This is a genomic window from Burkholderia sp. AU38729 (genome assembly GCF_020419725.1).
Lineage (GTDB): Bacteria > Pseudomonadota > Gammaproteobacteria > Burkholderiales > Burkholderiaceae > Burkholderia.
Window position 1 is genome coordinate 270,400 of record NZ_JAIZQO010000011.1, and the last position, 13,680, is coordinate 284,079.

Consider the following 13,680-nt stretch of genomic DNA (forward strand, 5'->3'; position numbering starts at 1 on the left):
CAGCGGCGTCACGCGTTGACGTCGACGACGACGCGGCCGCGCACCTTGCCGTTGATCAATTCCTCGGCAAGCGGGATGACGTCGCCCAGGCCGACCTGGTGGCTGATCGCGCCCAGCTTCCCGACGTCGAGGTCGGACGCGAGCCGGCGCCACGCTTCCAGGCGGTCGGCGCGCGGGCACATGACGCTGTCGATCCCGACGAGCGTGACGCCGCGCAGGATGAACGGCATGACGGTCGCGGGGAAATCGAAGCCCGCGGCCAGGCCGCAGGCGGTCACGACGCCGCGGTAGCGCGTGGTCGCGCACACGTTGGCGAGCACGTGGCTGCCTGCCACGTCGACCGCGCCGGCCCAGCGCTCCTTGCCCAGCGGCTTGCCGGGCTCGCTGAATTGCGACCGTTCGAGGATCTCCGCCGCGCCGAGCTGCCGCAGGTAGTCGGCATCGGCGGGGCGGCCCGTCACTGCGACCACGCGATATCCCAGCTTGGAGAGGATGGCGGTGGCGACGCTGCCCACCCCGCCTGCCGCGCCGGTCACCACGATCTCACCGTCGTCCGGGCGCACGCCGTGTCGCTCCAGCGCCATCACGCAGAGCATCGCGGTGTAGCCCGCCGTGCCGATGGCCATCGCCTGTTGCGGCGAAAAGGCGGACGGCAGCGGCACCAGCCAGTCGCCGTCGACGCGAGCCTTCTGCGCGAGGCCGCCCCAATGCGTTTCGCCGACGCCCCAACCGTTGAGCACGACCTGGTCGCCGGGGCGATAGTCCGGGTGCGTGCTCGCTTCGACTTCGCCAACCAGATCGATGCCGGGCACCATCGGGAACGTGCGGACCACCGGGCTCTTGCCAGTGATCGCCAGCCCGTCCTTGTAGTTCAGCGTCGAATAGGCGACGCGGATCGTCACGTTACCCGCGGGCAACTGCGCGTCGTCCAGCGTCTGCAGCCGCGCGTGCTGGCCGGTTTCGTCCTTGTCGATCACGATGCCTTGGAACATGCGTCCTCCTTTCTAGACCGATCGTCTAATAAATGGTAAAAAAATTCAGTGGCGAGGCAATCCATTGAAGAAAAACTGCGCGAACAGCACGAGCGGCCCGTCGCTGCGCTCCAGCTTCGCGCGCAGCACGGCGCCTTCCCAGCCGATCCAGAAGAATGCGGCCAGCTCGGCGGGATCGGCCGAACCCGCCAGTTCGCCGGCTTGCTGCGCGGCGGCCAGGCATTCGGCGAGGCGCCGTTGCCAGTCCTCGAACGTGGTGCGCAGGCGTTCGCGGAAGCTTTCCGGCAGCGTGCCCATTTCCTGCCCGAGGTTGCCGATCAGGCAGCCGCGGCTGTACGCGTAGCGGGCCATGCCGTCGCGGGCGTCGTCGACGAACGCGCGCACGCGCGCCAGCGGCGAGCGTTCTGGCTGGCTGAAATGGCGATCCAGCTTGCGGGCGAAGAACTCGGCGTAACGGTCGATCAGTTCAAGGCCGAACGCTTCCTTGCTGTCGAAGTAGTGATAGAAGGAGCCCTTCGGCACGCCGGCGCGCCCGAGGATCTCGTCGAGCCCGGTGGCGGAAAAGCCCTTTTCGGTGAGGATCTCGAGCCCGGTGCGCAACAGCATGTCACGCGTGGCGACGAGATCGTCGTGCTGCTTGGGTGGCCTGCCGCGGCGGCGAGGCGGATCGATTCGAGCGTCCATGGCGGAATAATAGACCGTTCGTCTCGAAAATCAATGGGTCGTGTGTCGTCCGTACTAACCCTGATTAAAAAACCTTATCGCGGTGAAAAATTCCGCATCTTATTGAACCGATATCGGCTCGCTATAGTGGCTCGCTTTCCCGCACGCACCGTTGCGTGCGCAGACCAACAGCAGGAGCCTCTTGATGCCCACCGATACCCGATTCACCGAAGTCGAGGATCTGTTGCCCGCCGCCGGCGGGTTGCGCGAGATCCGTCACCACATCCATCACCACCCCGAACTCGCGTACGAGGAGCACGACACGGCCGCGCTCGTCGCCGAGAAGCTCGAACAGTGGGGCTGGCAGGTGACGCGCGGGGTCGGCAAGACGGGCGTGGTCGGCACGCTGCGCGTGGGCGACGGCACGCGCAGCATCGGCATTCGCGCCGACATGGATGCGCTGCCGATCATCGAGGCGACGGGGCTGCCCTATGCGAGCGGCACGCACGGCAAGATGCACGCGTGCGGCCACGACGGCCACACGACGATGCTGCTCGGCGCCGCGCAGCACCTCGCGAAGACCCGCAACTTCTCCGGCACCGTGCACCTGTATTTCCAGCCGGCGGAGGAGCATGGCGTCGACAGCGGCGCGAAGAAGATGATCGACGACGGCCTGTTCGAGCGCTTCCCGTGCGACGCGGTGTTCGGCATGCACAACCATCCGGGCGCGGCACCGGGCGTGTTCCTCACGCGGCGCGGCCCGTTCATGTCGGCTGGCGACAAGGCGATCATCACGATCGAAGGCGTCGGCGGCCACGCGGCCCGGCCGCACCTGACGGTCGATCCGGTGGTCGTCGCGGCGAGCATCGTGATGGCGCTGCAGACGATCGTCGCGCGCAACGTCGATCCGTCGCAACCGGCGGTCGTCACGGTCGGCTCGATGCACGCGGGCACCGCGAACAACGTGATCCCGAACGGCGCGCGCCTCGAACTCAGCGTGCGCTCGTTCAGCCCCGACGTGCGCGCGCTGCTCAAGCGCCGCATCACCGAGCTGGCCGAAACGCAGGCCGCGAGCTACGGCGCAACCGCGCACGTCGAATACATCGAAGGTTATCCGGTCGTCGTCAATACGGATGCCGAAACGGATTTCGCCGCGCAGGTGGCGCGCGAACTCGTCGGCGACGCGCATGTGGTCGAGCAGACCGACCTGCTGATGGGCAGCGAGGATTTCGCGTTCATGCTGCAGCAGCGGCCGGGCTCGTTCGTGCGGCTCGGCAACGGCGAAGGCGAGGACGGCTGCATGGTGCACAACCCGAAATACGACTTCAACGATCGCAACCTGCCGATCGGCGCGGCGTACTGGACGCGTCTCGTGGAGCGTTACCTGGGGCAGTGATGCCGGCGGCGGCGCGAGCGAGCGGCCGGCGCTTCCGGTGCATTGACAGGAGAGGATAGCGATGCAGAAAGACCATCTCGCGCTGCACCACGCATCGACGGGGGCGGCCGAAGTCAGTCCCGCGCCAGGCGCACCGGCCGTCACGCGGCGCGGTGCGATTGCCGCGGCCGTGATCGGCAACTGGCTGGAATTCTTCGATTTCACCGTGTACGGCTTCTTCGCGGTGCTGATCGGCAAGCTGTTCTTCCCGTCGAGCGACCCGACCACGTCGCTGCTGCTGTCGGTCGCGACGTTCGCCGCCGGCTTCTTCACGCGGCCGCTCGGCAGCGTCGTGCTCGGCGTCTACGCGGACCGCAAGGGGCGCAAGGCCGCGCTGAACCTGACGATCATGCTGATGGCGCTCGGCACGGGCCTGATCGCGATCGCGCCGACGTATGCGCAGGTCGGCGTGGCCGCGCCGCTGCTGGTCGTGTTCGCGCGGCTGATGCAGGGCTTCTCGCAGGGCGGCGAATTCGGCGCGGCGACGTCGACGCTGCTCGAACAGGGCGGCACGTCGCGCCGCGCGTTCCGCGCGAGCTGGCAGCTCGCGACGCAGGGCGGCGCCGCGCTGATGGGCTCGGGTTTCGCGGCGCTGCTGTCGAACACGATGACGAAGGATGCGCTGGAAGGCTGGGGCTGGCGCTTGCCGTTTCTCGTCGGCGTGCTGATCGCGCCGGTCGGGATGTTCTTGCGCCGCCGGCTCGCCGACGATGCGCCCGGCGACAGCCATCACGGCATCGAACGCGGCGTGCTGCACGAGCTGTTCTCGAAGCACACGCGCACGGTGCTGCTGCTGATGCTCACGGTGATGGGCGGTACGGTGTCGACCTACATCCTGACGTTCTACATGCCGACCTACGCGATTCACACGCTCGGCCTGCCGATGAAGCTGTCGATGTTCGTCGGCGTCGCATCGGGCTGCGTGATGCTGGTCACGTGCCCGCTGTTCGGCTGGCTGTCGGACAGGCTCGGCAGCCGGCGCCTGCCGATCTTCGTCGGCCGCGGCGTGCTGGTCGCCTTGCTGTTCCCGGCGTTCTGGCTGATGAACCATCACCCGACGCTGTCGGTGATCCTGCCGCTGACCGCGCTGATGCTGCTGTTCTATTCGCTCGGCTCGGCGTCGGAAATGGCGCTGATGTGCGAGTCGTTGCCGCGCCACGTGCGCGCGACCGGCATCTCGATCGCGTATGCGCTCGCGGTAACGATCTTCGGCGGCACCGCGCAGTTGATCGCGACCTGGCTCGTGAAGACGACCGGCAGCAAGCTCGCGCCGGCCGGTTACGTGGCCGCATGCGTGGTGCTGTCGCTGATCGCGGTGGCGATGCTGCGCGAAACGGCGGGGGATTCGATCGACTGATTCGCGGCGCAGCGCAGCACGACGGGCGGCCGGCGGCAATACGCGCTTACCGCCCGCGCACCACCCTCAGGTACGACGCGAGCATCGTCGCGAGTTCCTGCGCGGCCGGCGTCAGCGGCACGGCCGCGCGCTGCAGCAGGCAGATGTCCTGCGATTCGGCCTGTTCGCGCACGGGCACCTTCGCGAGCGCGCCGGCAAACGGCCCGTGCCGCGTCACGGCTTCGGTTTCGAGCGACAGGCAATCGGTCTGCGTGACGAGCTGCAGCGTCTCGAACATTCCTTCGACGGTGGCGAGGATCTTCGGCGGCGGCAGGCCGTGCACGTCGAAGTACGCGAGCAGCCGGTTGACGACGGGATCGGCGCTGAGATTCGGCGAGCGTGTCGACACCCACGCGTAGTCGGCCAGTTCGGCGAGCGATTGCGCATGCATCGCCGGATGCCCGTTGCGGCACACGACCACCGGCGCGGATGCACGCAGCGGCGTAACCGCGAGATCGGTCGTGTCGGTCTGCTTCGCGACCAGCGCGATCGCGAAATCGACCGCGCTTTCCCGCAGCCAGCCAATCATCATCCGCGACGTGCCGGTGCGCAGGTGCACGTCGACCTTGTCGAAGCGCGCGCGGAACGCGCTCAGCACCGGCGCGAACGCATCGATCAGCGGTTCGGCCACGAGGCCGAGCGTGACGGTGCCCTCGTACGCGCCGCTCAGTTGCCGGATTTCCCGCTCGACCTGCTCGCATTCGCCGAGGATCGACCCGGAGCGCGCGAGCAGCCGCTGGCCGACGGCCGTCGGCACGATCCCGCGATTGGTGCGCGTGAACAGCGTCGCGCCGAGCGTCGCCTCGAGGCTCTGCAGCTGCTGCGTGACGCCGCTCTGCGCGAGGTCGAGCGCGCGTGCGGCCGCGCGCAGGCTGCCGTGCTCGACGACGGCCTGGAAGATGCGGAGCTGGGAGAGCGTGAACGCCATGGGCAAGCGCGGGGCCGGTGATCGGGAAAAGTGATCATGATAAGGCAGCGGGCGATTCCGGCGGCGGCGTGTGCGCACTACGATCGCAGGCAGTCCGGCTCGTGCCGTTTGCCCATCGTCCCGCCTTCGTCGACCATGAAACGTCCCTTCCTGCCGCTCGTTTCCCTATGCCTTGCGCTCGCGGCTGGTTCCGCGCACGCACTCGATGCGCGCCCCGTGCGCCTCGGCATCGATCCGACCTATCCGCCGATGGATTCGAAGGCGCCCGACGGCAGCCTGAAGGGCTTCGACGTCGATCTCGGCAACGAGATCTGCCGCCGCGCGCAGTTGCGCTGCCAGTGGGTCGAGCTCGAATTCTCCGGGATGATTCCCGCGCTGCAGGCGCGCAAGATCGACGCGATCCTGTCGTCGATGGCGATCACCGAGAAGCGCGAGAAGCAGATCCTGTTCTCGTCGAAGCTGTTCCGCTTCAAGTCGCGGCTCGTCGCCCGGCCCGGGAGCGGCGTCGACAGCACGACCTCGTCGCTTGCGGGCAAGCGCGTCGGCGTGCAGTCGGGCACGCAGTTCGAATCGTGGGCGCTCGCGCACTGGGCGCCGGCCGGCGTCAGCGTGATGCCGTACAAGAGCCAGGACGACGTGTTTGCCGATCTCGTCAACGGCCGCCTCGACGCGGCGTTGCTCGGCACCGTGGAAGCCGACTACGGCTTCCTGCGCACGCCGAAGGGCAAGGGCTTCGCGTTCGTCGGCGCGCCGCTCGACCTGGGCGATCGCGGCGTCGGCATCGGCATGCGGCAGTCGGATACCGCGCTGAAGGCGTCGATCGACGGCGCGATCGCGTCGATGCTGAAGGACGGCACGTACGACCGGATCGCGAAGAAGTATTTCGACTTCAACCCGTACGGCGACTGAGCGCCGAGTCACCTCGACGTTTCGCCGGCTTCTTCGTTTTCATTTCGTTCGAGACCATCGATGCAGATTCGCACCACGCCGCTCCTGTCGCCGTCGATCGGCACGCAGCGCACGCTGACGAGCTTTCATTTCGGGCCGGCCGACACCGGCCGCAAGATCTACCTGCAGGCCGCGCTGCACGCGGACGAGACGCCCGCGATGCTCGCGGCGTTCGTACTGAAGCAGCGTCTCGCGCAGCTCGATGCCGAAGGCCGGCTCGCGGCCGAGATCGTGCTCGTGCCGGTGGCGAACCCGGTCGGCCTCAATCATCATCTGCTCGGGCAGTTCATCGGCCGTTTCGATCTCGCGAGCGGCCGCAACTTCAATCGCGGCTTCCTGCCGCTCGCGGAGATCGCGGCGCATGCGCGCGACCGGCTCGGCGACGACGGCGAGCGCAATCGCGCGATCGTGCGCGAATGCGTCGGCGCGGCGCTCGACGAGATCGTGCCGCGCACGGAGTTCGATGCGCTGCAGCTCGCGCTGCTGAAGCTGTCACTCGACGCCGATGTGGTGATCGACCTGCATTGTTCGCTTGAAGCGGTGATGCATGTGTACACGAGCGACACCGCATGGCCGGAGGTCGAGCCGCTCGCGCGTTATCTCGGTGCGGACGTGTCGCTGCTCGCCGAGGATTCGGGCGGGCACGCGTTCGACGATGCGCATCACCTGCTGTGGACGCAATTGCGGCAGCACTTGCCGGCAGGCACGCCGATGGCGGCGGGCACCGTGGCCGTGACGGTCGAGTGCCGCGGCCAGCGCGACGTGACCTACGAATATGCGGAACGCGATGCCGATGCGCTCGTCGACTATCTCGTGTGGCGCGGCGCGGTACGCGGCGAGCGCACGCCCCTGCCGCCGCTCGCCTCACCGGCCACGCCGCTCGCGGGCAGCGAGCAGTTCTACGCGCCGGTGAGCGGGATCCTCGTGCACCGCGCGGCGATCGGCGCGACGATCCGCGCCGGCGATCCGTTGTTCGACATCGTTGATCCGTTGACGGATGCGAGCACGACGATCTCGAGCGGCACTGATGGTGTGTTCTACATGCGCCGCGCGATTCGTTTCGTCACGGCTGGCGCACCGCTGGGCCGCGTGACAGGCACGGTGCCGGTGCGCAAGGGGATGTTGCTGGGCGCGTGAGCGGCGCGGTGTCCTACCCGTGTGCGACGCGGTTTCGTTCTTGTCAAATTGACTGCGGTTCCGTGCGTCACTAAATTGTGCGGCGCGGAGTTTGCTCCGTGTTCCGTGAGAAGAACGTTGTAACCAAGTGGAGTTGATACGGGCAGCCCTGGGCTGCCCGTTTTTTTGCTCGAGTTGTCGTATTGCTGATACGACAATTCGAGCCGGATGCGTCGTTGCCCCGGTCATTCGGGAAGCCGCACGTCATGCCGGCCCGTTGTTTACCCCCGCCGCGCCACCAGCTCCGACACCGTCTGCGCGGCCTGCTGCAGCGGCCCGAGAAACTCCTTCACCATCTGCTTCGCGTACAGGTGCAGCGTATTTTCGTTCGTGTCAGATAGACCGAGTCTTGCCCCGTCACTAAATTGTGTTGCGCGGTCATCTCCGTGTTCCGCGGAGGGGATCGCATGGGCAACAGGACGCTTTCTATGACAACCGCGAAAAGATCTGTCGTGCCGGCCGGCTATGCCGGCATCCATAGTGGCATCGTCGAATTGCTCGAGGCCGCACGCCATGCGGCGGCCCGCAAGGTCAATGCGCTGATGACGGCGAGTTATTGGGAAATTGGTCGCCGTATCGTCGAGGCTGAGCAGCAGGGAAGGCGGCGCGCAGGATATGGCGAGCAGTTGATCGAGCGCCTCGCGAACGATCTCACCGGGCGGTTCGGTCGCGGGTTCAGTCGCCAGAACTTGCAGCAAATGCGGTCGTTCTTCGTGACCTGGCCAATTCGCCAGACAGTGTCTGGCGAATCTTCCCCGGCACCGGTACACCCGAGGCGGCTCGACGAACTGGCGCAGTGCTTCACGCTGCCGTGGTCGGCCTATGTGCGGCTGCTGTCGGTCAAGGACGACCAGGCCCGTCGGTTCTACGAGGCCGAAGCCCTGCGTGGTGGATGGAGCGTGCGCCAGCTCGACAGGCAGATCGGCAGCCAGTTCTACGAACGCACGGCGCTGTCCCGGGACAAGGCTGCGATGCTGGTCAAGGGCGCGGTACGCAAGCCGGCGGACGCCGTTACCCCCGACGACGCGATCAAGGCCCCTTATGTGCTGGAGTTTCTGGACCTCAAGGACGAGTACTCGGAGTCGGACCTCGAAGCTGCGCTGATCGAGCGGCTGGAAGATCTTCTGATCGAGCTCGGCGAGGAGTTTGCTTTTGTCGGGCGTCAGCGCCGGTTGCGTATCGACCAGACCTGGTATCGGGTGGACTTGCTGTTCTTCCATCGTCGGCTGCGCTGTCTCGTCATCGTCGACTTGAAGCTCGGCAGCCTGACCCACGCGGACGTGGGCCAGATGCATCTGTATTGCAACTACGCCAAGGCGCACTGGACGCTTCCTGACGAGAACCCGCCGGTGGGTCTGATCCTTTGCGCCGACAAGGGGCACGCACTTGCGCGGTATGCGCTAGAGGGTTTGCCCACCAAGGTCATGGCAGCAAACTATCGAACCGTGCTACCGGATGCGGAGTTGTTGCAACGAGAGTTGGAGAACACGCGGCGCATGCTGGAGTCTCGCGTCAAGCCGCTCCGAAGATAGCGGAGCACGCCGATACGGGCGGCCGCGTCGGCTTGGCGGGAGTGTCTCGGTCTGCATCGGAGCGCCATCTCCGCCGGCGCAGTGTTGACGACGATACCCACAGCGTTGCCGCTCCGCCCATGTCGAAGAACCAGCAGGGCGGCAACGGCTTCATCGTCGCCGTGCGTGGCGGCTTGTACTCACCCCCGCCGCGCCACCAGCTCCGACACCGTCTGCGCGGCCTGCTGCAGCGGCCCGAGAAACTCCTTCACCATCTGCTTCGCGGTATGCCGCTGCGCGTTGCCGCTGATGTTCATCGCCGCGATGATCTGCCCGCGCCGGTTGCGGATCGGCGCGGACAACGACATCAGGCCCACTTCGAGTTCCTGGTCGACCACCGCCCAGCCCTGCTGGCGCACCTGCGCGATCGCCGCCTTCAGTTCGCCGAGATCGGTGATCGTGCGCGGCGTATGCGCGCGGATGCCGCTTTGCGCGAGCGTCTCGTCGAGCTCGGCGTCATCGAGCGCGGACAGCAGCACGCGGCCCATCGACGTGCAGTACGCGGGCAGCCGGCTGCCGATCGACAGGTTGATCGTCATGATCTTGCGGGTTGGCACGCGCAGCACGTAGACGATCTCGGTGCGGTCGAGCACGGCCGCCGAGCAGCTTTCGTGGATCTGCGCGGACAGCTGCTCCATCACGGGATCGGCGAGATTCCAGAACGGCATCGACGTGAGGTACGCGAAGCCGAGCTCGAGGATCTTCGGCGTGAGCCGGAACAGCCGGCCGTCGGCCTCGACGTAGCCGAGCGTCTGCAGCGTGAGCAGGATCCGGCGCGCGCCCGCGCGCGTGAGCCCGGTGGCCGAGGCAACCTCGGTGAGCGTCTGCTCGGGACGGGCCGCGTCGAATGCGCGGATCACCGCGAGGCCGCGCGCGAACGACTGGACATAGGAGTCGCCGGGTTTCGTCTGAGTGTCTTCGGTTGTCATGAGCGCCTGGAATATCGTGCAGCCGAGAAGATAGCGCATGGGGCCTGACACGCCAACCGCGCGGCGGACCGCGCGCTTGACAGGTCGTCCCCGCACTCCCTATGATGCGGTGAACGTTCGATACACGATCTTATGTTCGTATATAGAACATTTAAGCGCATCCCGACGGGCAATGCAAGGGGCGCGCCCTGTTCATTCCCCCAGCCTGTCCTGGGACCGGAGACACTGATGACCGAAGCTTTTCTGTGTGATGCGATCCGTACGCCGATCGGGCGTTACGGCGGTGCACTGTCCGGCGTGCGCGCCGACGATCTGGGCGCGGTGCCGCTCAAGGCGCTCGTCGAGCGCAACCGCGACGTCGACTGGACGGCGATCGACGACGTGATCTACGGCTGCGCGAACCAGGCCGGCGAGGACAACCGCAACGTCGCGCGCATGTCGGCGCTGCTCGCAGGGCTGCCGCAGGGCGTGCCGGGTTCGACGATCAACCGCCTGTGCGGTTCCGGGATGGATGCGGTCGGCGTGGCCGCGCGTGCGATCAAGTCCGGCGAGGCCGCGCTGATGGTCGCGGGCGGCGTCGAGAGCATGACGCGCGCGCCGTTCGTGATGGGCAAGGCCGCGAGCGCGTTCGCGCGCCAGGCCGACATCTACGATACGACGATCGGCTGGCGCTTCGTCAATCCGCTGATGAAACAGCTGCACGGCGTCGATTCGATGCCCGAGACGGCCGAGAACGTCGCGGTCGACTACAACATCAGCCGCGCCGACCAGGACCTGTTCGCGCTGCGCAGCCAGCAGAAGGCCGCGCGGGCGCAGCAGGACGGCACGCTGGCCGAGGAAATCGTCGCGGTCACGATTGCGCAGAAGAAGGGCGATCCGCTGGTCGTGTCGCGCGACGAGCATCCGCGCGAGACGTCGCTCGAAACGCTGGCGAAGCTGAAGGGCGTCGTGCGCCCGGACGGCTCGGTGACGGCCGGCAATGCGTCGGGCGTCAATGACGGCGCCGCCGCGCTGCTGCTCGCGAACGAGGAAACCGCGAAGCGCTTCGGCCTGACGCCGCGCGCTCGTGTGCTGGGTATCGCGACGGCCGGCGTCGCGCCGCGCGTGATGGGCATCGGCCCCGCGCCGGCCACGCAGAAGCTGCTCGCCCGGCTCGGGATGACGATCGACCAGTTCGACGTGATCGAGCTGAACGAGGCGTTCGCGTCGCAAGGTCTCGCGGTGCTGCGCATGCTCGGCGTGGCCGATGACGATCCGCGCGTGAACCCGAACGGCGGCGCGATCGCACTGGGCCATCCGCTCGGCGCGTCGGGCGCGCGTCTCGTGACGACCGCGATGTATCAGCTGCATCGCACGAACGGCCGCTTTGCGCTGTGCACGATGTGCATCGGCGTCGGCCAGGGCATCGCGATCGCGATCGAGCGCGTCTGACCTGCGTCACACGGCGAAGCGGCAGCGCACGCGCCGCTTCGCGCTATCCGAATCGATGCGCGGCACGAGGGTTCTCGTGCCGCGCATCGTCGCTAACCGGCCTGCGACAACTGCTTGAGGCGCGCATCGAGCGCGTCGATCTCGGTGTCAGCGAACACTTCGATGCCGTGCTCGCGCAGCAACGCCGCCGTGACACCGGCGCCCGCGTGCCGCCGGTTCTCGAAACTTCCGTCATAGATGAACGTGCTGCCGCACGACGGACTGCCGTCGGCCAGGATCGCGAAGCGGCAATCGTGCGTGCGCGCGAGGGCCAGCGCGGTGTGCGCGCCGAACACGAACGGCGCCGTCACGTCGGTGCCGTTCACGTCGACGATGCGCGCGGCGCCAGCCAGCACCCGCTGCCCCGATTCGCCGCCGGCGATTTCGGCGGGCGGGCGCGGCACGCTGAAGCCGCCGGCCAGTTCGGGGCAGACGGGGACGAGACGCCCTTCGCGCTGCCACCGTTCGAGCGCCTCGTGCGCGGCGGTCTTGGCCGAGCCGTTGTAACGGACCGGATGACCGATCACGCACATGCTGACGAGGATCTTCGGCATGGCTTGCGGCCGCGCTTCGTTCTGCAATTTCGCTCTCCGTGATGCGGCGATGGCCGATAGCGGCCGTGGCAAAGCGGGAAATTCCACGCTTCAACCGCGCGCCGGTGCGTCAGGCCGTCGGTCCTTCCAGGTGAATGTCTTCCGGCTCGAGCGCGTACAGCGCCGGGTCGGGCGATGTGCTGACCGTGAAGCCGAGCCGCAGGTAGAAGTCGATCGTGTTTTGCGACGGCGTCGCGGACACATACAGGCGCGCAGCGCCCATCGCGCGCGCCTGCTCGCGGGCCGCGCGGTAAAGCTGCTCGCCGAGCCCGCAGCCGCGCCAGTCGTGGCTCACGTGCAGGAACTTCAACTGCAGCATGTCGCCGTGCGGGCCGAGCGGCTGGCTGTCGACGATGACCGCCGCGACGAGCCGCGCGCCGTCGAACATGCCGATGCACCAGCCGCCGCGATCGTGGCAGTCGAGCAGGATCGGCGTGTAGTGGTCGGCTTCGCCGTCGGGCCAGCCTGCGACGTCATAAAAATCGGGAACGAGATGCAGCGCGCCGTCGCGCAGCACGTACAGGTGCTCGATGATCTCGCGCCGGTCGATGGTCCACACGAGCGGCACGTCGTCGCGCGTGAGCAGGCGGGTGGACAGTGCGTCGCGTTCGGCAGCGGTGCGGCGCGTCATGCGGCCTCCCGATGCGCGGCGATCGCATACATCAGCGGCAGGCGCGGCATGTGATCGGGCGGCACCATCCGGCGGCCGTCCAGCTCGCGCATGTCGTCGAAACCCTTCCAGCCGTTCGCGTACGGATATTCGGTCAGGCGGTCGATCGCGAGCCCGGCCGATACGAGCGCGTTCACGACATCGCCGATGCCCCACATGAACTCGTAGCTCGGATGCGGGTTCGCGAAATCGACGACGCCCGGATGGTCGTGCTGCGCGCCGAGCCCCGTGCCGGATGCGGCAACGTAATCGCCGACACCTGCCGGCTCCTCGGTCGCATCGCCTTTGAAATAGTCGTAGTGCGGCTTCCAGTGTTCGTCGAAATACAGCGCGAACGGATGGAACTCGACCATCGCGAAACGGCCGCCGGGCGCGAGCAGCGCGGCGATCCCGCGGGCCCACGCGTTCAGGTCGGACAGCCAGCAGATCGCGCCGTACGACGTGAACACGCGCTCGAAGCGTTCGCCGCGCGCCGCGGCCTCGGGCATCCAGTCGAGCACGTCGGCGCGCTCGAAGCGTGCGGGCAGGCCCGCGTCGGCCGACAGTTGCCGTGCGAAGGCGATCGCTTCGTCGGAGATGTCGACGCCCGTCGCCTCCGCGCCGTCGCGCACGAGGCTCAGCGTGTCCTGCCCCGCGTTGCACTGCAGGTGCAGGAGCCGCAGCCCGCTGACGTCGCCGAGCAGTTCGCGTTCTTCCGGGAAGAGCGTCGAGCCGCCCGCGCGAAAAAATGCGGCCTGATCGCCTTTATGACTGTTATGCGCGACTGTCGCCGTATTCCAGGACAGCCGATTCAGTTCGTGCAATGCCTTTTTCATCGAATTCGAATACCGATTGAATGGAGCAGGATAAGCGGAATCGTTTCGCCGCGTGCAACGGCCGACGGCGTTGGCGTGCCGTGCGGGCTGGCCG

At 67.3% G+C, this 13,680-nt stretch carries 13 protein-coding genes and 1 pseudogene; 6 read left to right on the top strand and 8 right to left on the bottom strand.

Annotated elements, in window-relative coordinates; all coding sequences use genetic code 11:
• Window positions 1-8: 8 nt before the first annotated feature.
• Both LGM56_RS28080 and LGM56_RS28085 read right to left on the bottom strand, forming a co-directional pair.
• Entirely contained in the window at window positions 9-992 is a 984-nt protein-coding gene (locus tag LGM56_RS28080) for an MDR family oxidoreductase (RefSeq protein ID WP_226207323.1), read from the bottom strand.
• A 45-nt stretch (window positions 993-1,037) separates the two neighbouring features.
• Window positions 1,038-1,676 carry a TetR/AcrR family transcriptional regulator gene (locus LGM56_RS28085; protein ID WP_226207324.1) on the bottom strand — a complete coding sequence of 213 codons (639 nt, stop codon included), beginning with the start codon at window positions 1,674-1,676 and terminating at the stop codon, window positions 1,038-1,040.
• A gap of 184 nt (window positions 1,677-1,860) precedes the next feature.
• Between LGM56_RS28085 and LGM56_RS28090 the strand changes: the two genes are divergently transcribed.
• Window positions 1,861-3,051 carry a M20 aminoacylase family protein gene (locus LGM56_RS28090; RefSeq protein WP_226207325.1) on the top strand — a complete coding sequence of 397 codons (1,191 nt, stop codon included), beginning with the start codon at window positions 1,861-1,863 and terminating at the stop codon, window positions 3,049-3,051.
• Window positions 3,052-3,112: 61 nt separating this feature from the next.
• Entirely contained in the window at window positions 3,113-4,447 is a 1,335-nt protein-coding gene (locus LGM56_RS28095) for an MFS transporter (protein ID WP_226207326.1), read from the top strand.
• Between the two features lie 46 nt (window positions 4,448-4,493).
• Here LGM56_RS28095 and LGM56_RS28100 read toward each other — a convergent pair whose 3' ends face one another.
• Window positions 4,494-5,414 (bottom strand): LysR family transcriptional regulator, encoded by a 921-nt coding sequence (locus tag LGM56_RS28100; RefSeq protein WP_089428962.1) that lies wholly within the window; start codon window positions 5,412-5,414, stop codon window positions 4,494-4,496.
• Between the two features lie 135 nt (window positions 5,415-5,549).
• Between LGM56_RS28100 and LGM56_RS28105 the strand changes: the two genes are divergently transcribed.
• Both LGM56_RS28105 and LGM56_RS28110 read left to right on the top strand, forming a co-directional pair.
• Window positions 5,550-6,323, top strand: a complete 774-nt coding sequence (locus tag LGM56_RS28105; RefSeq protein ID WP_226207327.1) for a transporter substrate-binding domain-containing protein — start codon at window positions 5,550-5,552, stop codon at window positions 6,321-6,323.
• A gap of 60 nt (window positions 6,324-6,383) precedes the next feature.
• Window positions 6,384-7,499, top strand: a complete 1,116-nt coding sequence (locus LGM56_RS28110; protein ID WP_226207328.1) for a succinylglutamate desuccinylase/aspartoacylase family protein — start codon at window positions 6,384-6,386, stop codon at window positions 7,497-7,499.
• Window positions 7,500-7,759: 260 nt separating this feature from the next.
• Here LGM56_RS28110 and LGM56_RS28115 read toward each other — a convergent pair.
• Window positions 7,760-7,843 (bottom strand): annotated as a pseudogene (locus LGM56_RS28115) (IclR family transcriptional regulator); the annotation flags it as partial.
• A gap of 102 nt (window positions 7,844-7,945) precedes the next feature.
• On the opposite strand from LGM56_RS28115, the gene LGM56_RS28120 reads away from it, so the two are divergent.
• A complete protein-coding gene (locus tag LGM56_RS28120; protein WP_226207329.1) occupies window positions 7,946-9,070 on the top strand; it encodes a PDDEXK nuclease domain-containing protein in 1,125 nt (374 codons plus the stop codon).
• 179 nt (window positions 9,071-9,249) lie between these two features.
• Here the strand turns inward: LGM56_RS28120 and LGM56_RS28125 are convergent, their stop codons facing one another.
• Complete coding sequence (locus tag LGM56_RS28125; RefSeq protein ID WP_039367952.1) at window positions 9,250-10,038, bottom strand: IclR family transcriptional regulator; 789 nt, start codon at window positions 10,036-10,038, stop codon at window positions 9,250-9,252.
• Between the two features lie 228 nt (window positions 10,039-10,266).
• On the opposite strand from LGM56_RS28125, the gene pcaF reads away from it, so the two are divergent.
• Window positions 10,267-11,469 carry a 3-oxoadipyl-CoA thiolase gene (gene pcaF, locus LGM56_RS28130; RefSeq protein ID WP_071331902.1) on the top strand — a complete coding sequence of 401 codons (1,203 nt, stop codon included), beginning with the start codon at window positions 10,267-10,269 and terminating at the stop codon, window positions 11,467-11,469.
• Between the two features lie 92 nt (window positions 11,470-11,561).
• On the opposite strand, the gene LGM56_RS28135 is transcribed toward pcaF, so the two are convergent.
• The 3 genes from LGM56_RS28135 to LGM56_RS28145 all read right to left on the bottom strand — a co-directional run bounded on the left by LGM56_RS28135 (window position 11,562) and on the right by LGM56_RS28145 (window position 13,586).
• Entirely contained in the window at window positions 11,562-12,062 is a 501-nt protein-coding gene (locus tag LGM56_RS28135) for a DUF523 domain-containing protein (protein WP_413226805.1), read from the bottom strand.
• Between the two features lie 109 nt (window positions 12,063-12,171).
• Window positions 12,172-12,732 (bottom strand): GNAT family N-acetyltransferase, encoded by a 561-nt coding sequence (locus tag LGM56_RS28140; RefSeq protein ID WP_226207331.1) that lies wholly within the window; start codon window positions 12,730-12,732, stop codon window positions 12,172-12,174.
• Entirely contained in the window at window positions 12,729-13,586 is an 858-nt protein-coding gene (locus tag LGM56_RS28145) for a class I SAM-dependent methyltransferase (protein ID WP_226207332.1), read from the bottom strand. Before LGM56_RS28145 ends, LGM56_RS28140 begins: the two co-directional genes overlap by 4 nt.
• Between the last annotated feature and the right edge of the window lie 94 nt (window positions 13,587-13,680).